The organism is Geodermatophilus siccatus (genome assembly GCF_900103785.1).
GTDB lineage: Bacteria > Actinomycetota > Actinomycetes > Mycobacteriales > Geodermatophilaceae > Geodermatophilus > Geodermatophilus siccatus.
Genome location: NZ_FNHE01000003.1, coordinates 237,969 through 257,943 on the forward strand (window position 1 = coordinate 237,969; position 19,975 = coordinate 257,943).

The 19,975-nt window shown below is 71.7% G+C and carries 22 protein-coding genes and 1 tRNA gene; 14 read left to right on the forward strand and 9 right to left on the reverse strand.

Annotated elements, in window-relative coordinates; all coding sequences use genetic code 11:
• The first annotated feature begins 24 nt into the window (after positions 1-24).
• The 3 genes from BLS21_RS07000 to BLS21_RS07010 are packed head-to-tail and all read left to right on the forward strand — an operon-like array spanning position 25 to position 2,530.
• Entirely contained in the window at positions 25-786 is a 762-nt protein-coding gene (locus tag BLS21_RS07000; protein WP_091215658.1) for a YcnI family protein, read from the forward strand.
• A complete protein-coding gene (locus tag BLS21_RS07005) occupies positions 783-1,448 on the forward strand; it encodes an SCO family protein (protein WP_091215660.1) in 666 nt (221 codons plus the stop codon). Before BLS21_RS07000 ends, BLS21_RS07005 begins: the two co-directional genes overlap by 4 nt.
• Complete coding sequence (locus BLS21_RS07010) at positions 1,445-2,530, forward strand: hypothetical protein (RefSeq protein ID WP_091215662.1); 1,086 nt, start codon at positions 1,445-1,447, stop codon at positions 2,528-2,530. Before BLS21_RS07005 ends, BLS21_RS07010 begins: the two co-directional genes overlap by 4 nt.
• On the opposite strand, the gene BLS21_RS07015 is transcribed toward BLS21_RS07010, so the two are convergent.
• From BLS21_RS07015 to BLS21_RS07030, 4 genes are read right to left on the reverse strand one after another with little or no spacing between them, the layout of a single operon-like run.
• The gene (locus tag BLS21_RS07015; RefSeq protein ID WP_091215665.1) at positions 2,527-3,327 is read right to left on the reverse strand and encodes a phosphocholine cytidylyltransferase family protein; all 801 of its coding nucleotides are present in this window, start codon (positions 3,325-3,327) and stop codon (positions 2,527-2,529) included. The genes BLS21_RS07010 and BLS21_RS07015 overlap by 4 nt on opposite strands.
• On the reverse strand, positions 3,317-4,435 hold the full coding sequence (locus tag BLS21_RS07020) for a CDP-glycerol glycerophosphotransferase family protein (protein ID WP_091215668.1): 1,119 nt from the start codon (positions 4,433-4,435) through the stop codon (positions 3,317-3,319). Before BLS21_RS07020 ends, BLS21_RS07015 begins: the two co-directional genes overlap by 11 nt.
• Positions 4,432-5,247, reverse strand: a complete 816-nt coding sequence (locus tag BLS21_RS07025; RefSeq protein ID WP_217636027.1) for an HAD family hydrolase — start codon at positions 5,245-5,247, stop codon at positions 4,432-4,434. The genes BLS21_RS07020 and BLS21_RS07025 overlap by 4 nt, the downstream gene beginning before the upstream one ends.
• On the reverse strand, positions 5,244-6,809 hold the full coding sequence (locus tag BLS21_RS07030) for a mannitol dehydrogenase family protein (RefSeq protein WP_091215674.1): 1,566 nt from the start codon (positions 6,807-6,809) through the stop codon (positions 5,244-5,246). The genes BLS21_RS07025 and BLS21_RS07030 overlap by 4 nt, the downstream gene beginning before the upstream one ends.
• A gap of 401 nt (positions 6,810-7,210) precedes the next feature.
• On the opposite strand from BLS21_RS07030, the gene BLS21_RS07035 reads away from it, so the two are divergent.
• Entirely contained in the window at positions 7,211-7,966 is a 756-nt protein-coding gene (locus tag BLS21_RS07035; RefSeq protein ID WP_091215677.1) for a M23 family metallopeptidase, read from the forward strand.
• 87 nt (positions 7,967-8,053) lie between these two features.
• Positions 8,054-8,126, forward strand: a tRNA-Ala gene (locus BLS21_RS07040).
• Here BLS21_RS07040 and BLS21_RS07045 read toward each other — a convergent pair.
• Positions 8,118-9,356, reverse strand: coding sequence for a tyrosine-type recombinase/integrase (locus BLS21_RS07045; RefSeq protein WP_091215680.1), 1,239 nt, complete (start codon positions 9,354-9,356; stop codon positions 8,118-8,120). The two genes, BLS21_RS07040 and BLS21_RS07045, sit on opposite strands and share 9 nt — an antisense overlap.
• A gap of 73 nt (positions 9,357-9,429) precedes the next feature.
• Positions 9,430-9,717 (reverse strand): helix-turn-helix domain-containing protein, encoded by a 288-nt coding sequence (locus BLS21_RS07050; RefSeq protein ID WP_091215682.1) that lies wholly within the window; start codon positions 9,715-9,717, stop codon positions 9,430-9,432.
• A 368-nt stretch (positions 9,718-10,085) separates the two neighbouring features.
• On the opposite strand from BLS21_RS07050, the gene BLS21_RS07055 reads away from it, so the two are divergent.
• Positions 10,086-10,322: a DUF433 domain-containing protein gene (locus tag BLS21_RS07055; protein ID WP_091216457.1), complete on the forward strand. Its 237-nt coding sequence runs from the start codon at positions 10,086-10,088 to the stop codon at positions 10,320-10,322.
• On the forward strand, positions 10,319-10,678 hold the full coding sequence (locus BLS21_RS07060) for a DUF5615 family PIN-like protein (RefSeq protein WP_091215685.1): 360 nt from the start codon (positions 10,319-10,321) through the stop codon (positions 10,676-10,678). Before BLS21_RS07055 ends, BLS21_RS07060 begins: the two co-directional genes overlap by 4 nt.
• Positions 10,679-11,327: 649 nt before the next feature.
• Here BLS21_RS07060 and BLS21_RS07065 read toward each other — a convergent pair.
• A complete protein-coding gene (locus BLS21_RS07065; RefSeq protein WP_091215688.1) occupies positions 11,328-11,543 on the reverse strand; it encodes a hypothetical protein in 216 nt (71 codons plus the stop codon).
• A gap of 646 nt (positions 11,544-12,189) precedes the next feature.
• On the opposite strand from BLS21_RS07065, the gene BLS21_RS26425 reads away from it, so the two are divergent.
• The 7 genes from BLS21_RS26425 (at position 12,190) to BLS21_RS07090 (ending at position 18,945) form a co-directional block, all read left to right on the forward strand.
• Complete coding sequence (locus BLS21_RS26425) at positions 12,190-12,390, forward strand: IS110 family transposase (RefSeq protein WP_425431596.1); 201 nt, start codon at positions 12,190-12,192, stop codon at positions 12,388-12,390.
• Positions 12,391-12,527: 137 nt separating this feature from the next.
• Positions 12,528-13,169, forward strand: a complete 642-nt coding sequence (locus BLS21_RS25530; protein WP_217636030.1) for a transposase — start codon at positions 12,528-12,530, stop codon at positions 13,167-13,169.
• 197 nt (positions 13,170-13,366) lie between these two features.
• Positions 13,367-14,629: a hypothetical protein gene (locus tag BLS21_RS24545; RefSeq protein ID WP_139177043.1), complete on the forward strand. Its 1,263-nt coding sequence runs from the start codon at positions 13,367-13,369 to the stop codon at positions 14,627-14,629.
• A 456-nt stretch (positions 14,630-15,085) separates the two neighbouring features.
• Entirely contained in the window at positions 15,086-16,135 is a 1,050-nt protein-coding gene (locus tag BLS21_RS07075) for a methyltransferase domain-containing protein (RefSeq protein WP_175479472.1), read from the forward strand.
• 115 nt (positions 16,136-16,250) lie between these two features.
• Positions 16,251-16,835, forward strand: coding sequence for a serine O-acetyltransferase (locus BLS21_RS07080; RefSeq protein ID WP_091215693.1), 585 nt, complete (start codon positions 16,251-16,253; stop codon positions 16,833-16,835).
• 169 nt (positions 16,836-17,004) lie between these two features.
• Positions 17,005-17,910, forward strand: coding sequence for a DMT family transporter (locus BLS21_RS07085; protein ID WP_091215696.1), 906 nt, complete (start codon positions 17,005-17,007; stop codon positions 17,908-17,910).
• 333 nt (positions 17,911-18,243) lie between these two features.
• The gene (locus BLS21_RS07090) at positions 18,244-18,945 is read left to right on the forward strand and encodes an acetate uptake transporter (protein ID WP_245700125.1); all 702 of its coding nucleotides are present in this window, start codon (positions 18,244-18,246) and stop codon (positions 18,943-18,945) included.
• A gap of 176 nt (positions 18,946-19,121) precedes the next feature.
• Here the strand turns inward: BLS21_RS07090 and BLS21_RS07095 are convergent, their stop codons facing one another.
• Both BLS21_RS07095 and BLS21_RS07100 read right to left on the reverse strand, forming a co-directional pair.
• Positions 19,122-19,469 carry a hypothetical protein gene (locus BLS21_RS07095; RefSeq protein WP_175479473.1) on the reverse strand — a complete coding sequence of 116 codons (348 nt, stop codon included), beginning with the start codon at positions 19,467-19,469 and terminating at the stop codon, positions 19,122-19,124.
• A gap of 109 nt (positions 19,470-19,578) precedes the next feature.
• Positions 19,579-19,872, reverse strand: a complete 294-nt coding sequence (locus BLS21_RS07100; protein WP_091215698.1) for a flagellar FlbD family protein — start codon at positions 19,870-19,872, stop codon at positions 19,579-19,581.
• Positions 19,873-19,975: the final 103 nt, after the last annotated feature.

Here is a 19,975-nt window from a genome sequence, read left to right on the forward strand (position 1 = left end):
CCACCCCGTACCGACAGGAGAACCGTGTCCTCATCCCTGCCCCGACCGCTCGGGCGGCTCGGCGTCGTCGTGCTGGCCCTGCTGACGGCGCTGGCCGCCGCCCTCGCCGGAGCGGGCGCCGCCTCCGCGCACGTCGGCGTCTCCTCGACCGACGCCGCCGCCGGCGGCTTCGGCAAGCTGACCTTCCGGGTGCCGAACGAGAGCGACACCGCCAGCACCGTCGCGCTGCGCATCTCGATCCCCGAGGAGTCCGCGCTGGCCTCCCTGCGCGCGCAGCCGGTGCCCGGTTGGACGGTCAGCACGACGACGTCGGACCTGGCGACGCCGTTGGAGAGCCACGGCGAGCAGGTGACCGGCTACGTCTCGGTCGTGGAGTTCCGTGCGGCGGACGGCGGCGGCATCCGGCCCGGCGAGTTCCAGGAGTTCGCCCTCTCCGGCGGGCCGTTCCCCGAGGCCGACCAGGTGTCCTTCCCCACGGTGCAGACCTACGACGACGGCACCGAGTCGGCGTGGATCGAGCCGACCGTGGAGGGCCGGGTCGAGCCGGAGCACCCCGCCCCGGTGCTCACGCTGACCGAGGCCACGACCGACACCACCGCTCCCACGACCGCCGCCGCCGGACACGACGCGACCGACACGGCCGGCGACACCGCGGCGGCGAGCACCGGCCACGGCGACGCCGGCCCGGGCGCGCTCGCGCTCCTCCTGTCGATCCTGGCGCTGTTCACCGGTGTGGCCGGCGTCGTCCTGGGATGGCGCGCAGGCCGTCGTACCGTGTCCTCGTGACGTCCTGCGCCCGCAGCCGACTGGCCGCCCTGACCGTCTCGGCCGGGCTCCTGCTGGCCGGCTGCGGGGGCGCGGCCGCCGAGGGGACCCCGTCCGCCGAGGGCCACGACCACTCCGGCGGCGCGCCCGCCGTGGTCGAGGGCCCCGAGGACCGCTATGCCGGGCTGGACCTGCCCGATCCCTACCAGCGGCCCTCCTTCACCCTCACCGGCCCGGACGGGCAGCCCTACGACTTCGGCACCGAGACCGCCGGGTCGCCGACGCTGCTGTTCTTCGGCTACACCAACTGCCCCGACATCTGCCCCACGACGATGGCCGACGTCGCCGTCGCGCTGCGCGGGGTCGACCCGGCGCTGGCCGAGCAGGTGCAGGTGGTCTTCGTCACCACCGACCCCGCGTTCGACACCCCCGAGGTGCTCGCCGAGTACCTGGGCCGCTTCGACGCCGACCTGCCGACCCGGTTCGTCGGGCTGACCGGCGACCAGGCCGCCATCGACCGCGCGCAGCTGGCCGCGGGCGTGCCGCTGGCCGAGGACGCCGGCCGGCTGCACTCCTCGCTGCTGCTGCTCTACGGCGCCGACGACCTCGCCCACGTCGCCTTCGACGCGGGCAACACCAGCCGCGACATCGCCGGCGACCTCGGCCTGGTGGCCGGGGCGTGAGCCGGGCGGCGGCCCGCCTGCTGGTCGTCGTCCTCGGGGCCCTGGCCGGGCTGCTGGTCGCCGGGCCCGCGCAGGCGCACGTCGGTGGCGGTGCCGCGGGCAGCGACTTCGACGGACGGGTCCTGGCGGTCGACCCCGCGGTGCCCGGCGTGGCGGTGCGGGTGCTCGCCTTCGGCGACGAGTTCGAGGTGGTCAACCCGACCGCGACCGAGGTCGCGGTGCCCGGCTACTCCGACGAGCCGTACCTGCGCATCGGTCCCGACGGCGTGTGGCGCAACGCGAACAGCCCGGCCACCTACATCAACCTCGACCGGTTCGGCCGGGTGACCCTCCCCGCGCACGCCGACCCCGCCGCCGAGCCGGACTGGGTGCGGGTGTCGACCGAGCCGAGCTACGTCTGGCACGACCACCGCACGCACTGGATGAGCGAGGACCTGCTGCCGCCCGCGGTGGCCGCCGACCCGACCCGCGAGCACGTGGTGTCGTCGTGGGTGGTGCCGATGACCTACGGCGGCACGCCGGTGCAGGTGCGCGGCGAGCTGACCTGGAGCCCGCCACCGCCGGCCTGGGTGGTGTGGCCGCTCTACACCGTCCTGGCCCTGGCCCCGGTGACCGCGGCGCTGCTCGGCCGGGGACCCCGCCCGCTCGGGCTCCTGCTGGTGCTCGGCGGAGCCGCTGCGGTGTACCACGCGGCGACCACGCCGGAGCCCGCGGCGAGCGTCTCCTCGCACGCCGGCGCGCTGGTGTCGGCGCTGCTGCCCGGCCTGCTCGCGCTCGCCGTGGCCGTCGGTGGCCTGGTCGCCGCCGTCCGCGGCCGCGGCGGGCTGACCGGGCTGCTGGCCGTCGTCCTGGGCTGGCTGCTGCTGGTGCAGGGGCTGCCCGACGTCGACGTGCTGTGGACGGCGAACGTGCTGGCCGAGGGACCGGTGCTGCTGACCCGCGCGGCGGTGGCGGTGCTGGTCACCCTGGGTGCCGGCTGCGTCGTCGGGGGCCTGGTCGGCACCCGCCGGTTCCGCGAGAGCCGTCGCCCGGCCGACGAGTCCCTGCTCGGGGGCTGGGACCCGTCGGCCGCGCGGGACTAGGCCGGGGCGTCGGTCACCGGCTGCAGGTGGCTGCGCTCGGCGAACAGCGCGTTCGCCCGCTCGAGGTCGGCCTCGAAGTCCACCTCGACGGCGGCGTGCTGCGAGATGTCGAGCGGCCGGACGCGCAGCCCCGCCGACGCGATGGCGGTCTCGATGCCGCGCTCGAAGTAGTCCTGCTCCGCGCAGGTCGCCAGGTGCTCGATCAGCACCGGCTTGTCGGCGGAGCAGACGTGGTTGATGCCGACGGCCTCGCCGAGGCCGCCGACCACGGTCTTGGACAGCTGCTCGATCCAGCCCTCGGCGTCGACGGTGTACTTGACCTCCTCGTCGGCGACGGTGGAGGTGTCGACGCAGACGAAGCTCTCCTCGGCCCGCAGCGCCGGCAGGGCGGTCTCGATCACCGCCGGGTCGAACACGACGTCGCCGTTGAGCCACAGCACGCCGCGGTTCCCGGTGTTCCGCAGGGCGCGCAGCAGGCTCTGCGAGGTGTTGGTGACCCGGTAGTCGGGGTTGTAGACGAAGCGCACGTCGGGGACCGCCCGCATGACGCGCTCGGCCTCGAAGCCGACCACCACGGTGATGTCGACCGAGGGGCCGAGCACCGAGCGCAGCCCGTCGAGCTGGCGCTGCAGGATGCTGCGCCCGTCGTGCAGCGGGGTCAGCGGCTTGGGCCAGGGCCGGCCCAGCCGGGTGCCCATCCCGGCGGCGAGGATGACGACCTGGACGGGTACGTCCAGGCCCGGGGCGGCAGTCGCCGGCCCGGTCGGTTCGGCGGTGGTGGCGCGGTCAGCGAGCACGGTCGTCCCCTCCTCGGGTGGTGGTCCCGGCGGCCGGTGCCGGCGGGAAGAGCAGGTCGAGGACGCGCTCGGTGGCGTGCCCGTCCTCCAGGTGGCAGAAGGTCTGCTGGAACTCGGCGTAGCGGGTGGCGTAGCGCTCGCGCACCCCGTCGAGGTCGGCGATGGCGTCGATCAGCTCCGTGCTCGTGGACAGCATCGGCCCGGGGGCGACGTCCTCCAGGTCGAAGTAGAACCCGCGCAGCTCGTCGCGGAAGTAGGCCAGGTCGTAGGTGAAGAACAGCATCGGCCGGCCGGTGATGGCGAAGTCGAACATCGTCGACGAGTAGTCGGTGACCATGGCGTCGGCGGCGAGATACAGGTCCCGGATGTCAGGGTGGCTGCAGACGTCGTGCACCGGCGAGCCGTCGACGACCTCGAGCCGGTCCATGACCATGTTGTGCAGCCGCAGCAGCAGCACGTGGTCCTTCCCCAGCCGGGCGGTGAACTCGTCGAGGTCGACGGGGAACTCGAAGTCCTGCGGCCCGGTCTTCTCGAACACCAGGTCGTCGCGCCAGGTGGGCGTGTACAGGACGATGGTCTGACCCTCGTCGATGCCGAGGTCGGCGCGGACGGCGGCCCGGACGGCGTCCCGCTGGGGGCTGCTGAGCAGGTCGTTGCGCGGGTAGCCGGTCTCGTGGATCTCACCGCGGTAGCCGAAGGCGTTGCGCAGGCGCGGGGTGCTCGCCGCGTTCGGCGACAGCAGCAGGTCCCACCTGGCGATGTCGTGCTCCAGGTAGGCCAGCCGGCCCTCGGGCGCCCAGCGCACGTCGTTGTGGATGCGCTTGAGCGGCGTGCCGTGCCAGGTCTGCAGGTAGCGGGCGCCGGGCTTCTTCTCCCAGTCCAGCGGGATGTGGTCGTTGCTGATCACCAGGTCCGCACCCTCCAGCGCCGCGATCGACTCCGGGCTGCCGAAGGGGACCGTGGCGACGTCGTCGGGGAAGGTCGCCTGGGTGTGCGGGGCCGAGAGCCACGTGTGGGTCGCCTCGACGCCGCGCTCGAGCAGCCCCTCGTACAGCGCGCGGGGACTGTCGGAGAAGTGGCCGCGGAAGGCCACGTAGACGATGTTCACTCAACTCCTCCCGTGGAGATCAGGTCTCCGGCGGCCCGGCGGGTGAGCACCGGGAGCAGCAGATCGGCCAGCTGCCGCCAGGAGTCGACCACGGTGAGCACCCCCGCGTCGAACAGCGCTGCTCCTCGCGCTGCCCGCTCGGCCTCCGGGACGAACAGCAGGTTGCCGACGGTGGGGCAGCCGGCCCGCACCGCCGACAGGGCGCCGGGGACGGAGTCCTCCACGGCCAGCCCGGCCTCCGGCGCGATGCCCAGCTGCTTGCAGGCGTGCAGGTAGACGGCCGGATCGGGCTTGCTGGTGGGCACGGGCAGCGAGTCCTCGGCGCTGAAGCGCACGGCCGGCGGGATGAGCTCGTCCAGCCCGGTGGCGGTGAAGCAGGCGGCCAGCCGGGTCAGCGCGCTGGAGCTGACCGCGGCGAGGCGCAGGTACGCCGACAGCGCCGTGAGGGCGTCGCTGGTCTCCGGGTGCGGGGTCAGCGTGGCGCCGAGGTGGGCGGTGACCGCCCGCTTCTCCTCGACCACCCACGGCTCGACGTCGACCTCGGGGTGCCCGGCCTCGGCGGCCAGCCGGCGCGACGTCGTCCGGAAGTTCATGCCCGTGGTGGCCAGCCGCAGCTCCTCGGGGGAGAACCGGCGGTCGACGCCGAGGTCGGCGAGGAGGCGGTTGGTCACGTCCGCGGAGGCGACGAACGCCGGCTCCTCGGAGGGGAAGAGGTTGCCGTCGGCGTCGCAGAGGAGCGCCTCGAGCCGCGCGACGAGCGGCTCGGGGAGGGCGGGCATCGGGGCGGTACCTCCGGGTGGGACGGCGGTCATCGGGCCAGGGTGGCGGCGACCGCGGCGCGGGCGCCGAGCCGGTCGAGCCGGTCCAGCGCGCGGCTCAGGTCGGCGACGAACGCCGGGTCGTCGCCGAGGTCGCCGAAGACCGGGCGGACGGCGAGCAGCGGGCGCGGGTCGCCGCGGCCCTGCAGCGCCAGGGCCTGCAGCTCGGCGGCGCGCGGGTCCTCCAGGGGCAGTGGGCGGCCGGCGTCGTCGGTGCCGCGCAGGTACCGGCACCAGCCGGCCACGGCCAGGGTGAGCAGCGGTGCGGACCGGCCCTCGACCCGCGACTGGCGCAGCGAGGGCAGCAGGTGCTGCGGCAGCTTGGCCGAGCCCCGCCGGCACAGCCGGGACAGCCGGTCGGCGATCGCCGGGTTGGCGAAGCGCTGCAGCAGCGTGTCCTTGTAGACGGCGAGGTCGACGCCGTCGGGCTGCGGCAGCAGCGGGGTGACCTCGTCGTCCATGAGCCGGGCGACGTACGCGGCGAAGACCGGGTCGCCCATCAGCTCGTCCATGCGGGTGTACCCGGCCAGCGCGCCCAGGTGGCCCAGCGCCGAGTGGCTCGCGTTGAGCAGCCGGGTCTTCATCAGCTCGTAGTCGCCGACGTCCGCGACGAAGCGGACCCCGACCTCGTCCAGCGGTGGACGTCCGGAGCTGAAGACGTCCTCGACGAACCACTGGGAGAACGGTTCGGTGACGACCGGCCAGCGGTCGTCGACGCCGTAGCGGGCGGCGAGGGCGGCGCGCTCCTCGGGCGGGGTCTGCGGGGTGATCCGGTCGACCATGCTGCTGGGGAAGGCGACCCGGTCGGCGATCCAGCGGGCGAGCACCTCGTCGCGCAGCCGGGCCAGGCCGACGACGGAGGCGCGGGTGACCTCGCCGTTCCGGTGCAGGTTGTCGCAGGAGACGACCGTGAACGGCGCCAGGCCCGCTCGCCGTCGCCGGTCGAGGGCCTCCACCAGGTAGCCGAAGACGGTGGCCGGCGCGGACGGCTGCGCCAGGTCGCGGACCACGTCGGGGTCGTCGGCGCGGAAGGCGCGGGTCTGCGGGTCGAGCGGGTAGCCGCCCGGGGTGATGGTGAGCGTGACCAGCCGGGTGCGGGGGTCGCTGAGCCGGTCGAGGACGGCGGTGGGGTCGTCAGGGGCGTAGAGGTAGTCGACCATCACGCCGACGACGCGGGCGCGCTCGCCGTCCGGGCTGCGCTCGACGACGGTGTAGAGGTGGTCCTGCGGGGCGAGGGCCTCCTGCAGGTGCCGCTGCCGGAGGCCGACGCCGACGACGCCCCACTCGGTGGAGATGCGCCGCTCGGCGAGCTCGTCGAAGTAGATGAGCTGGTGGGCCCGGGAGAAGCCGCCCACGCTCAGGTGGACGACGGCCGGGGTGAGCGCGCCGCGGTCGTACGTGGGGACGGCGACGCGGGCGTCGTGGCTGTGCAGCATCGCCTGGCTCAGCGGGCGGACCTGCGGCGCCTCCGGGTCGTGGACCGTCGGGAGGAGTGTGGCCGTGGCCTGGCTGTGGGCCGGCGCCCCGGGTCCCGTCATGGGCTCTGCCGTGGTCATGCGGCGGCGGTCCTCCCTCGTGCAGTCGTGCGGTGACGTCCCCCCTCGCGGCGGTCCCTGAGCGGCCCGGTGACGTGGGGGCCGCCCGTGGTGCGGCGATGATCATGACTACACGGGCAACGAGGTCGGCCAGTGCGGGGGCCTTCCACTCGATGGCGTGAGCCGCGATGAACGCAGGGCGTCGCGGCGCAGTGTTTTCACGCCAGGGCGCGAATCTAGCCGCAGGGAACCGGTTCCAAACAGGATCGCCGTGTGACGTGGGGGACGTGTGCGGGATCACGCACGGCGTGTCCTCGAGGACACGCCGTGCATCGGGTCACGGATCCGTCACGGAGTGTTTGGATCTGCGGCGAGCCCCTCGAGCTCGGCAACGGGCGTTCTCCCCACGAACGGGTAGGTGCATGGCCGGTCGGCGTCGCGCGCAGCGCTCCGAGGACCCTCGGGTCCCCGCTCCCCGCCCGGTCCGGCGGTCGGCCTCCGGTCCGCGTCGCGGCCCGCTGCTGCTGACCGCGCTGGTCGTGGGCGGCCTGGTCGCGAGCGTCACCGGCGTGTCGAACGCCTCCGACGTCCCGGCCGGGCCGGACTCGGTGCTCGACGCGCAGATGGAGCTGGCCACCGCCGGCGACGAGGTCGAGGCGCTGCCCATGGCCTCGATCACCGAGGCGGAGGCCCAGGCCCGGCTGGCCGAGGTGGCCGCCTCGCGCGCCGAGCGCGCCGCGGCGGAGGCGGCCGCCGCCGAGGCGGCCCGGGAGGCCGCGCGGCCCAAAGCGGTGCTGCCCGTCGACGGCGCCCGGTTCACCAGTGGCTACGGGGGCCGGTGGGGCACCTTCCACTACGGCATCGACCTGGCCGCCCCGATGCGGACGCCGGAGTACGCGGCCATGGACGGCGTCGTCCTGCGGGCCGGGTCGGCCAGCGGCTTCGGCCTGGCCGTCTACGTCCTCCACGAGAACGGCGACGTGACCGTGTACGGCCACATGGAGGACATCCTCGTCGAGCCGGGCCAGTACGTGGAGGCCGGCGAGACCATCGCGCTGCTGGGCAACCGCGGTCAGTCGACCGGTCCGCACCTGCACTTCGAGGTGCACCAGGGCGGGATGAACGGCAAGCGCATCGACCCGGTGCCGTGGCTGGCGGAGCGCGGCGTCGAGGTCTGACACGGCGACCCGCCCCCTGCGTCAGGGGGCAGTGCGGGCCCTGTACAGTTGATCCCGGCTCGGACGCACCAGACCGGGTCGAGGCACGGGGCTGTGGCGCAGCTGGTAGCGCACCACACTGGCAGTGTGGGGGTCAGGGGTTCGAGTCCCCTCAGCTCCACCCCGATCGACTCAGGCCGCTCTCCCGCTCGGGAGGGCGGCCTGAGTCGTCTCTGGTTGCAATTGTGGTTGCAGTTTGCCCACCCTTACCTGGCAGCAGGAGGGTGCTCATCCGGTCCGCCGCCTCCCGAGCGAGGGCCGGCATGACGTGGCTGTAGATGTCCATCGTCGTGCGCATCTGGCTGTGGCCGAGCAGCTCCACGACCACCCGCGGGTGGACGTTCTCGCTCAGCAGCAGGGTGGCGGCGGTGTGCCGGCCGTCGTGCAGGCGGACGTGCCGGACACCGGCCGCCTTCAGCAGGCGGGACCAGTCGTCGTAGTCGGACTCCTTGTCGATCGGCCGGCCGTTGGGCTGGGCGACGACCAGGTCCTCGTCGTGCCACTCGGAGCCGGCCAGCATCCGCTCGCCGAGTTGCGCGGCCTTGTGCCGGTGCAGCTCGGCGACCAGGGGGAGCGGCAGGGCCAGTGTGCGCTGGCTGCGGCGGGTCTTGGGCTCCTCGTAGATCAGCCCGCCGCCGCGGACGCGGTGGATGCTCCGCCGCACCGTCAGCGTGTTGTTCAGCAGGTCGACGTCCTTCCACTGCAGCGCCAGCGCCTCGGACTGGCGCAAGCCGAGGGCGAGGGCGACGGTCCAGCGAGCGGAGTTGCGGACGCCGGCTGCGGCTTGCAGGACGGCGCGGGCCTCTCCGAGGTCGAGGGCGGTGGCGATGTCGCTCGGGCGCTGGGCGGGCGGGTCGACGATGGCAGCGACGTTGCGGGGGACGTGTCCGCGCTGGACGGCGACGGTGAGGGCCCGGGACAGGATGCGGTGGTGGCGCAGCACGGAGGCGGGGGAGTAGCCGTCGTCCAGCAGGGCGGTGTAGAGCTGGTCCAGGTGTTCGGGCCGCAGCCGGTCCATCCGGTGGCGGCCGATGCCGGGGATCAGGTGCTTGCGGACAGCGGACTCGTAGCTCTCCAGCGTGCGCTGGCGCACGCGGCGCGGGGCGATCGTGGTCAGCCAGTGCTCGAGCCACCAGGCGACGGTCGGGGTCGACGTCTCGCTGACCGTCCCGGTGTCGCGCTGGCGTTCGAGCTCTCGGACCTTCGCGACCACGACGCCGCGGCTCTTGCTGCTGACGTGGCGGCGGTCGAGCCTGCCGTCGAGCGTGAACCCGACGGAGACGTAGCCGTGCCAGCGGCCGTCGGCGCCCTTGTAGATCGTCGACTCGCCGTTCGAGGCACGTCCCGACATCGGTCACCCCTGGGTCGTGGGCTGGAGGTCCAGTCTGGCCGAGCGCTCGGCTGCGGGCAGGAGCCCTGTGGAGTCACGCCGCGTCTGGGGACTCCGGGCCGAGCTCGAAGAGTTGCCGCTGGTCCGTGGTAGCCCGGGTCCGTCGCGGCGCACGGGGGGCTTCCAGGCGGTGGACGTAGCGCTCGAGCTCGGCGTGGGAGATCCGGCAGCTGCGGCCGATGTGCACTGCGTGCAGCTCGCCGGCTTTCATGAGGGCGTAGATCGTGGTGCGGCCGACGCGGAGCACCTCGGCGGCCTCCTCGGGTGTGAGCAGCAGCGGGTCGCTGGACACCGGCTCCCGAGGTCGCTGCGCGTCGCCCATGTCGCCCTCCTCGTCGGCCGGCCTCGTGCGCCGGCGTTCGGCGCGGCAGCCCACCTGAGAAGGCGCCATTTCCGGCCGATTGGTGACGCTGCGCGGCGAAGTTCCTGTTTTTCTCCGGTTCTCCGGCAGTCAAGGGCCTCGATCACCGAGGGGCGGCGTCCTTCGAGTCCCTCGTCCTCCCGGCGGGCTCCGGCGTGTCTCCGGTTTTCCTCCGGTACGTCGAGGGGCTCGGGCGGTGTCATGCGAGCGCAGGCGTTCGGCCGGTCACCGAGCGCAGCGCAGGCATGGAGGGTCCGGCTCGACGAGGTCCGCACGGTCGAGGGCTCAGCATGCTGGGCCTGGTTGGCGAGCACGGGCACACTGGGCGCATGAGTTCCGACCGGCTGGGGTTGATCGCCACCGATCCGGCCGTGCTGAGCGGCCAGGCGGTGATCGCCGGCACCCGCGTGCCGGTCAGCGTGGTGCTCGACTGCCTTGCCGCCGGGATGAGCGCTGAACAGATCGTCGAGGAGTACCCAACCCTGACCTCCGAAGGCGTGCAGGCCGCTGCCGCCTACGGGGCGCTGCTGGCCCGTGAGGAACTGGTCCCGCTGGGCCCCGAGTGAAGGTCAAGCTCGACGAGAACATCCCTCGTTCAGCTCGCCAGGTGCTCATCGCCGCCGGACACGATGTCGACACCGTCGTCGACGAGGACCTCGCAGGTGCCACTGATCCGCAGGTCGTGACCGCTGCAGCCGCCACCGGACGACTGCTGATCACGTTGGATCGTGGACTGGGCGACATCCGGGCGTACCCGCCGGGCAGCCACGCCGGGATCCTCGTACTGCGGCCACTTGATCAGTCGGCGCCCGCAGTGGCCGCTGCGCTCACGGAGGTGGTCGCCGGTCACGACCTGTCCATGCTGGCTGGCACGGTCACCGTCGCGCAGCGCGGCCTGCTGCGTATCCGCCGTCTCCAATAGCGGCACAACCGCGCTCGTTCGGGACCAGCGGATTGTGTCCGGCCTCCACGGGTCCCGCTAGCGACGACGACCGGTCGGGCAGCTCGGACATGTCCTGGTCTACGGGTGCTGGAACGTCCTCGGCGAAGTCGCCTCCGCGGCAGCGCAATTTGAAACCTGCCCTGGACCTCCGCACCGCACCGTCGACGCTCGGCTGCGCGGTCGAGCCTCGCCTGCGACCCCTTCTTCCGCTCCCTTCTCAGCTGCCCGACCCGACAAGATCACGAGCCGACACACCTTATGCACCCAGGACGGTGTAATCCGTTGTAACGAGTAGCCGACGACGGGGGTGACAGAGGTGCGGTCAGCTGCCGAGCGGCATGCCGCGTGAGCGTCACCGGAGCGCGTTGCTGCTCGCAGGGGATCGGTGCGCCTCCTGGCGGGGCGTGCTGCTCAGGCAGAGGGGCCCTGCCGTCCAACAGGGCCGGGAGCCACGTCGCCCGCGACGGCCAGTGACGCGCCGGCCGGGGTGACATCGGGCCGGTTGGGTCGTCACCGCCCCGTCCCTACGTCACCCCCGTTGGCTTCCCGCTCCACGACAACTGTCCCGACGTCACCGTCGACGCCTGCGCCCCCACAGGAGCAGTACGGCAGCTCCGGCTCTGGGCAGTCAGGGGAGGTCGGGTGCGCCGCTCCCGCGGGCCCGCCGCCGGTAGGACTGCAGGACCGGGTTCAGTGCCCGGCCGAGGGCGGGCAGGTCTCGGTCGTAGACGCGGCCGTCGTCCAGTTGACCGGCGAGCTCGCCGAGCAACCTCGGCCAGTCCTGGCGGGTCGGCTCGAGAGGTACACGGATCTCGACCCGCCGCTCGACCACCTGCACTGCCATCCGGCCCGAGGTCGCCGCGCGGCTCTGCTCCCAGGCTCGATGTCGGCAGGTGGCCGAACACCACTTCGGGATCGGACCGCGGTTTCGCGGGGTGATCGGCCCACTGCACCATCCGCACGTGGTCGCGGCGGTCCGTCGTTCGGGCCCGTCCGCCGCAGGACTGGCCTGGCCCGGACGGGGGCCTTCTTCCGGCGATTGCTGCCGGCGCTTGCGGCGTTGTTGCTCGCGCGCCCGCCGTCGGGCCCGGTACTCGGGAGCGCCGCTGGTTCCCATGTCCCTGAGTGTGCAGGCGTTTCTCCGGTAACCCGTCACCACGAGTTCCGAGCCCGAGATGCAAGACGCGTGACGGCTTGCGATCTTGATCGCTGCTCGTGCGGATACTTGATCGCTGCTCGTGCGGATAAGATTGCTCCGGTCGCCCGGCGACGTCGTGACACAGTGGCGCGGGAGAGCCCGCTGAGAGGGTCTCCGTGCGCACGCCCGGGGCGCGCGGGCGGCGGGCTGAAACGCGCTCGTTCGCCACGACGACCCGGTCGTTGGAAGTGATGCGCGACTGGGTGCTGGCCAGGGCGCGACGATCGCGGCGATGGAGTCGACCTACTGGAAGGCGCCGTTCTACTGCCTGGAGGAGGTGCTGGAGGTCTGACTGCGGGGCTCCGCGCACACCAAAGCCGTCCCCGGCCGCAAGACCGACGTGCGCGACGCGGAGTGGATCGCGCAGCTGCTCGAGCACGGCCTGGTGCGGCCCTCTTCGTGCCGCCGGCCGACATTCGTCGGCTTGCGGATGCTGACCCGCTATCGGGTGCAGCTGATGGGCGATCGCACCCGGGAGGCGACTCAGCTATAGCGGATGCTGGAGGACGCCAGCATCAAGCTCTCGGCGGTGGCCTCCAGCGTCACCACCGTCTCGGCGCGGGCAATGCCGGGCGCGCTAATCGCCGGTGAGCGGGATCCGCGGGTGCTCGCCGAGCTGGCCCAACCTGGATGCGGCGCAAGATTCCGGCCCTGATCGAGGCGCTGACCGGGCGCTTCGACGCCGGCCACGCGCAGCTGGCCCGCTCCATGCTGCACCGTTTGGAGCTGGCCGAGGCCGCGCTGGCCGAACTCGACGCGGTTATCGCCGAGGCCTGCCGGCCCTCGGCGCGTCAGCTGGAGCTGTTGCAGACGATTTTCGGAGTCGGGCCGAAGGTCGCCCAGGTGATCCTGGCCGAGACCGGCCGGGACATGTCCCGGTTTCACTCCGCGGCGCATCTGGCCGCCTGGGCAGGGCTGGCACCCGACGCGCTCGAGTCGGCCGGCAGACGCACCACGGTGGGCGCCCGGCCGGGCAACAAGTGGCTGACCGCGATGCTGGTGGGGGCCGTCGGCTCGGTCGGGCGGATGAAGGGCGCCAATTACCTGTCTGTCCAGCACGCCCGGCTCGCCGCCGCCACGGCAGGGCCCCGGCCCAGGTCCCGTCGCGCACTCGATCCTGGTCTTGGCCTATGGATGCTCATCCGCGACGAGCTCTACGCCGACCTGGGCGCGGACTGGCTGGCCCGCCGCAACGACGAGGCCCACACCCGTCGGCTGATCGCCCAACTCGAACGGCTCGGCCACACCGTGGTCCTCGACCCGGTCGCCTGACCCAACTGCAGAACCACTGCAGGACGGGCTTCGCCCGCCAGCGCTGACGCCCGCCTGCAGCTCAGCTATTCACCGGCCTGTGCTCGCGACACGCCGTTGAATGCCGCCGCTCCATCGGCCCGCCGATAGAATAGCGAAAGCATGACTATGCGGGTCGCCACGGGCGACCTTCTCGCGTCGAACCAACAGAGGTGAGCGTGGCTCAGTACTGGCTCTTAGACTGGCTCGACAGTGAGGGCGTTGGTGATGCAGAGATAGCTCGTGGAGTGCTGCGTACTCGCGAGGGTATGCAGAGATTCTTGATGGCCGCGGAAGATGCTCAGACGCAGGAATTGACGCCGGAACGTCGCACGAACTCGCTCATCGCTGGCGGGGCCTTATCCCTGGAGGGCATACAGTCGTGCTCCTCTCCGCAATGCCTGATGAGCACAGTCGATCAGCTCGTCTTCAATACTTGGCACTACTTTGATCGTGTCATAGTGACCGGACTCGACCCGAAGCGCGCCATGGGCATCCGGGAGATCGAGCCGACGCGTACGGATGCGGCGAATCGCCTGTATCATCACATTTCTGTAGCCCTCTACATTCGTGACGTGGGTGCTGAGGATATGTTCTATTTCCAACGCCCTTCTCGCATGTGCGTGCATCACTTGGACAAGCACTCTCATGAAGCGGGTCTTACTTCGGCCGTACTCGCTGCAGAACAACTGGAGCGAGAATTGAGCGTCGGCTACGACCTGCGCCTGAAAGAGGCTCGGACGGGCCAGACATATGCGTTCAAGCATCCGGCCCTAACATTCATTGCAACTGGGCGCGTGGAAAAGAGGATGAGTCGCGCCGCACTTGCTCGCGACATCGCGGGCAGGCAGGCTAGGGGGTTGACAGCAAGGCTCATACGCGATGCCAAACTGGCGCGAGACGCGAAGGCGTCTCTTGGCCAGTTGACCTCCGTCAACAGCAAGGTCCTAACCCCCTCCTCGAGCTCCGTAACACCAGCGGACGTGGCGTTCAATATCGAGCTTCCAGTAATACGAGGGCTAACCGCCAAAGAGCTCCTCGTATTACGAAAAGAGGGTGAGGCGGAATTTCAAGTCTTCCGCGCAGCACTGAAGAAGGCTATCGAAGAGCGAGTCAAGGCCTTGCCTTCTGAGGATGTGGAGGGCGTTGCAGATTCTGTGGTTCAGGACTTTGTCAATCCTGCACTAGCAGACCTGCGACGGCGCATGAGCGCGTCGCGTCGCCTATTCGGTCTGCGGTCGGAAGCGACGCTGCTGGCTGGCGGCCTGGTTACGACTGTAGGCCTCATGACCTTCGCGCCCATCGTTGTCCCTGGCCTCGTCATAGCTGCGGGCGGAGTCGTCTCGGGCGTCAGCGACTACCTCAAAGATCAACGTGACTCACGACTGGACAACCTCCATTTCTTGTGGAAGGTGTCCGATGCGGCGGCAGGGAGACACTGACTATCTTCGGCAGGCGCTTTTGAGCCGCCCATAGGAACACTCGGGGCGCCGCGGCTTCCGGAGCGGCCTCGCCGGCGTGGTTGCAGTTCTGGTTGCAGTTGGTGGCGTTCGCGCTGGTGCCCCACTGTTCGCTGTCGTTCGAATCGCCAGGTCAAGCGACTTGCGGAACGATCAGGAACCGCCACGGACGCAATCATGACGGCCTGGCAGTGTGGGGGTCAGGGGTTCGAGTCCCCTCAGCTCCACCCGATCGACTCAGGCCGCTCTCCCGCTCGGGAGGGCGGCCTGAGTCGTCTCTGGTCGCAGCTCGCCCTGCCTCACCGGTGCGCTGCCGAGTGCCGGTGCGGTCGGCCGCCCCACGGGCTGAGGTGCTCCACGTACCGGTCCCCGCACCCGCGCCGTGTCGCGGCAGCACCGGACCCGGCACCGCACACCCATCGACCACCCAGGGGCTCCGTGGCCGCGTGGCCGTTGGGTGCGACGCGTGTTATCTCCTATTGCAATCGAGACCGTGGCGGCTCGGCCATCCGGGCTGCCCTCCGAACGGGGGAGAACGTGCCGCTCTTGCCACTGGAGTCCGTTCTGGAGATCGCCGCGTGTCCGGCGTGCAGATCACCCCTGACCGCGGATGCTGACGACCTGACGTGCAGCGCCTGCGGTCGACGCTTCGTCCACGTGGACGGCAGTGGCCGGCTCCCCGTCCTCATCGACGCAGACACCAGCGTCGTCGACGTCGAGCACGTGGTCCGCGCTGGGGCGCCCAGTGTGATCGATCGCAGCCGGGGCGGACGGCTGCTGGCGCCGGTCCGCCGGTTGACCAAGCCGCGGAACACCACGGCCGAACGCTGCCTCCGACGCCTGACCGACGAGGTCAGGGGAGAGGGCGGCGGACGACCTCGGGTGCTGGTCATCGGCGGTGGATCGGTCGGCGAGGGGGCAGGCGCCCTGTACGAGGACGACCGGATCGACCTCGTGGCCTTCGACATCTACGCGTCACGACACGTGCAGTTCATCGCCGACGCCCATCGCATCCCCCTCGCCGACGCCTCCGTCCACGGGGTCGTCGTGCAAGCGGTCCTCGAGCACGTACTCGAACCGGGTGTCGTCGTCGCGGAGATCCACCGCGTGCTGGGACCGGAGGGCCTGGTGTACGCGGACACGCCCTTCATGCAGCAGGTCCACGAGGGCGCCTACGACTTCACCCGCTTCACCGAGTCGGGCCACCGCCACTTGTTCCGGTGGTTCGCCGAGGTGGAGCGGGGGGTCGTGGCCGGCCTGGGTACCCAACTGCGGTGGTCGCTCGACTACTTCACCCGGGGCCTCCTCCGCAGCCAAGTGGCGGGCAGGCTGGTGCGGTTGGCCTTCTTCTGGCTGAGCTGGCTTGATGGTCTGCTGTCGACCCCCGCGACCGTGGACGGCGCGAGCAGTGTGTTCTTCTACGGTCGGCGCGCCGACACGTCGATTACACCGATGGACGCCATCAGGGGCTACCGAGGTGCGCAGTGAGCGTTCCCGACAGCCGCCGACCGGTGGGTCCCGGGACCGTGCCCACGACGCTGCAGGCGAGGGTGGGCGCGGACGCGGCGCTCCACCGGGCCTCCCACACGATGATCGGACGTCCATGAGCCTCACGGAGTTCACCCACCTGGTCCGGTCCGACCTCTACAGACTGCACGGACGGGCGACCCTGTCGGCCTTCCTACGGGTCCTGCTCCTCGGTGGGTCCGACGGTGCCTACCAGTACGTCTTCTGGATGCGGGCGTGTCGGTACGCGAGTGCGCATCCCGTGCTCAGGGTCGCGGTGTACCCGGTGGCCAGGCTGGTGCTGAGACGTTACGGCTACAAGTACGGCATCGACATCCCGTACACCACGACCATCGGTAGTGGCTTCTACATCGGGCACTTCGGCGGGATCGTCGTCAACTCTCGGGCCGTCATCGGGAAGAACTGCAACATCTCCCAGCAGGTGACCCTGGGGCAGGCCAACCGTGGTCCCCGGCAGGGGTACCCCACGATCGGTGACAACACCTACATCGGGCCCGGAGCCAAGATCGTCGGATCCGTCAGGATCGGGGACAACGTCGCGATCGGCGCGAACTGTGTGGTCACGAAGGACGTGCCGGACAACGGCGTGGTCGTCGGGGTCCCGGGGCGGGTCGTCTCGTTCGACGGATCTGCGCACTACGTCGAGTTCACCGACTACTAGAGCCAATTCGTCGGATCGCCGGGCGCCGGTGCTGAGCCGGACCGTGTCCCGTGCCATGCCGTCGCGGTGGCGCGCCTCCTGTCCCGCGACGGCCCACCTCCGCACGGGGTGGCGACCCGGTGTCGCAGCGTGCAGGCGGTGATCAGCTCGGCGTCGTCAGACTGAGCCGGTGACGGGGACGAGCTCGCGGGTCCAGACGTTGGGTGGGCCGGCGCTGTTCGTCCTGCTGTGGAGCACCGGTTTCGTCGGCGCGAAGTACGGGCTGCCCTACGCCGAGCCCTTCACGTTCCTGAGCCTGCGCCTGGGCGTCGCCGCGGTCCTGCTCGGCGTCCTCGCCGTCGCGCTGCGCTCGGCGGGCATGGCCTCCCGCGCGCAGTACGGCCGCGCCTCGGTCGCCGGGCTGCTGCTGCACGGCGGCTACCTGGGCGGCGTCTTCTACGGCATCTCGCTGGGTGTGCCCGCGGGGGTGTCGGCGGTGATCGTCAGCCTGCAACCGGTGCTCACCGCCGTCCTCGCCGCGCGGGTGCTCGGCGAGCGGCCCACGGCGCGCCAGTGGTTCGGGCTGGCGCTGGGCGTCGCGGGCGTCGTGCTGGTCGTCGGCCCGGGCATCGCCGACGCCGGCTCGGCCGAGCCGTTCCCGGTGGCCGGTCTCGTCGCGTGCCTCGTGGCACTGGCCTCGGGAACGCTGGGCACCGTCTACCAGAAGCGGCACGGCGACCGCATCCCGCTGGTCTGGGGGACGGCGGTGCAGTACGCGGCGGCCGCGGCCGTGCTGCTGGCGGTCGCGGTGGCCACCGAGGACATGGCGATCCGGTGGACCGGAGAGTTCACCGCGGCGTTCGTCTGGCTGGTGCTGGTCCTGTCGATCGGCGCCGTCCTGCTGCTGCTCCTGCTGCTCCGCCGGGGCACGGCCGCGGGCGTCTCCAGCCTCTACTACCTCGTGCCGGTGGCCACCGCCGTCGAGGCCTACCTGCTCTTCGGCGAGCTGGTCAGCGGGCTGTCGCTCGTGGGGATCGGGGTCACCGCTGTGGGCGTCGCGCTGGTGGTGGCACCGCCACGGGGCGGTGACGCGTGACCCACCTGATCAGCTCGGCGCCACCGGGCGGCGTGTCATGGCACGGCGGCGGCGGTGACCGCGACCTCGCGATCGGGGGGCCGGTCCGACCTCCGGCAGAGGCGGGCCGAGACACGCCGGAGCCGTCTTGACGGCCCGCTGTGGCCCGCATCACTGTCGTGTGGGGAGGGTGGAGCCGAGGCGAGCGGCCACCCGGAGCCGGGTGGACCGATCGACGCAGCGAGACGACCGGGACCGGCCCGCCGCCGGACGGCATGAGCGGGACCGGCAGACCACAGACCTCTCGTTCGGCTGAGCCGTTCCCAGCGTCGTCGACCAGGAGGGGGTCGTGCAGTGGCAGTCAACGCAGCACCCGACGCCGGTACGAAGACCGCACGAGAGGGCAACGAGTTCCTCGCCGACCTGAGTGACCCGACCGCCGGCCGGGTGGCCATGGCGAGGGAACTCGCCTCGGAGAACGTGCGGATGATCGCCGACCCCGCGCCGCTCGGTCTCGGCTGCTTCGCGCTGACGACGTTCCTGCTGAGCCTGTTCAACGCAGGTCTGCTGCCGGCGGCTGGCGAGCCGATCGTCTTCGGCGTCGCACTCGCCTACGGGGGCGCGATCCAGGTGCTCGCCGGCATGTGGGAGTTCCGGAAGGGCAATGTCTTCGGCGCGACCGCTTTCACCTCCTACGGCGCCTTCTGGCTGTCGTTCTGGGCGTTCGTCACCTTCTACGCAGCCGACATCCCGGATGCCGGTGACCGGGCGACCGTGGTCGGCTGGTACCTCATCGGCTGGGGCATCTTCACGGTGATCATGTGGGTCGCCTCCCTGCGCACCACCGCGGTGCTGGCCCTGCTCTTCACGCTCCTCGCCGCGACGTTCTTCGTGCTGGGGATCGGGGACGTGGCGCAGAACGAGGGTCTGGTCACGCTGGGCGGCTATCTGGGCCTCGTGACCGCCGCCGTCGCCTGGTACGCCTGCCTCGCGGGGGTCAGCGCCTCCACCTTCGGACGCACGGTGCTGCCCAACCCGCCGCTGTACAAGCTGTGACCCGGGCCGGCGGTCGTCCGACCGACGGCCGCCGGTGGTGCGGTCCCGGTCCTGGTGCAGTCGACCGGGTCCCACGTCCGGCGTGGCGGTGCACGGCCGTGCCCCCGGCTCCACCCCGTCGGCCAAGGCGTCCTCCGGCGGGGAAGCGCCCCGAGTCGTCTCCGGTGCGGCGCGGGTCAGCCCGCGTGCGCGCGGCGCTGGTCGCGCCGGTGCTCCTGGTGGTGCACCCACAGCACCAGGCAGCGCAGCGCGGCGTAGCCCTCGGGGGAGGCGTAGCCCTGCTCGAAACGCGCGGCCTCGACCAGCTCGTCGCTGTCGACGCTCACGCCGGCGGCGAAGCGGTCGAGCACCTCGCCGGACAGCGACGTGCTGCGGAACATCCGCGCGATGCCGAGCGCCACGGAGTCGGACACGGTGAGGCTGAACGGCGGGTGCTTCATCGCCGCCCGTCGGTCGAGCAGCTGGGCGACCTCGCTGTGGACCTGGTCGTCCGAGGCGGGCACCCCGCGGGCGGTGATTCTCACGGTCGTCTCCTCGTTGGTTCGGTGTTCCGGCCGGGAGATCGGCCGTGGACCGCCGGTGGTCAACCCAAGCCGGCGCGGTCCCTCCTCCGAGGGGGGTGGGCCGTCGCGGTCAGGGGAGCCGGATGGGCACCACGGGGTCGGGGGCGTGCGCCTGGGGCGGGACGCCGGAGCCGCCGAGGCCCCGCGGGTCGGCGTCCTCCCCGCGGTCGAGCACGTAGCAGGCGGCGATGTCACCGGCGCGGTACTCGACGATGCGCGTGATGACCTGGTCGATCGTCTCGCGGATGCAGTAGCAGCTGCCGTCGGTGGTGATCACGACGGTGTCCGGCCCGGCCTCGACCCGCTCGATGTGGTCGGGGTCCAGGCGGCACTTCTCGCCGGTGCGGCGGGTGAGGCCGATCATCGCGGTCCTCCGGCTGGGCGGGGCATCGGGCCCCGGCGGCTCCCTCGGGAGTGAGGTGCCGGTTCCTTCGACCGCTCGGCGCCCCCGGTTGAGCCCGCGCCGC

What these genes read in the sequence shown, in the direction of transcription:
- BLS21_RS07025 (WP_217636027.1), bottom strand. Translation starts at nt 5,247, where the DNA reads ATGACCGCCGTCCCACCCGGAGGTACCGCCCCGATGCCCGCCCTCCCC.
- BLS21_RS07030 (WP_091215674.1), bottom strand. Translation starts at nt 6,809, where the DNA reads ATGACCACGGCAGAGCCCATGACGGGACCCGGGGCGCCGGCCCACAGC.
- BLS21_RS07035 (WP_091215677.1), top strand. Translation starts at nt 7,211, where the DNA reads ATGGCCGGTCGGCGTCGCGCGCAGCGCTCCGAGGACCCTCGGGTCCCC.
- BLS21_RS07045 (WP_091215680.1), bottom strand. Translation starts at nt 9,356, where the DNA reads ATGTCGGGACGTGCCTCGAACGGCGAGTCGACGATCTACAAGGGCGCC.
- BLS21_RS07050 (WP_091215682.1), bottom strand. Translation starts at nt 9,717, where the DNA reads ATGGGCGACGCGCAGCGACCTCGGGAGCCGGTGTCCAGCGACCCGCTG.
- BLS21_RS07055 (WP_091216457.1), top strand. Translation starts at nt 10,086, where the DNA reads ATGAGTTCCGACCGGCTGGGGTTGATCGCCACCGATCCGGCCGTGCTG.
- BLS21_RS07065 (WP_091215688.1), bottom strand. Translation starts at nt 11,543, where the DNA reads ATGGCAGTGCAGGTGGTCGAGCGGCGGGTCGAGATCCGTGTACCTCTC.
- BLS21_RS25530 (WP_217636030.1), top strand. Translation starts at nt 12,528, where the DNA reads ATGCGGCGCAAGATTCCGGCCCTGATCGAGGCGCTGACCGGGCGCTTC.
- BLS21_RS07080 (WP_091215693.1), top strand. Translation starts at nt 16,251, where the DNA reads ATGAGCCTCACGGAGTTCACCCACCTGGTCCGGTCCGACCTCTACAGA.
- BLS21_RS07100 (WP_091215698.1), bottom strand. Translation starts at nt 19,872, where the DNA reads ATGATCGGCCTCACCCGCCGCACCGGCGAGAAGTGCCGCCTGGACCCC.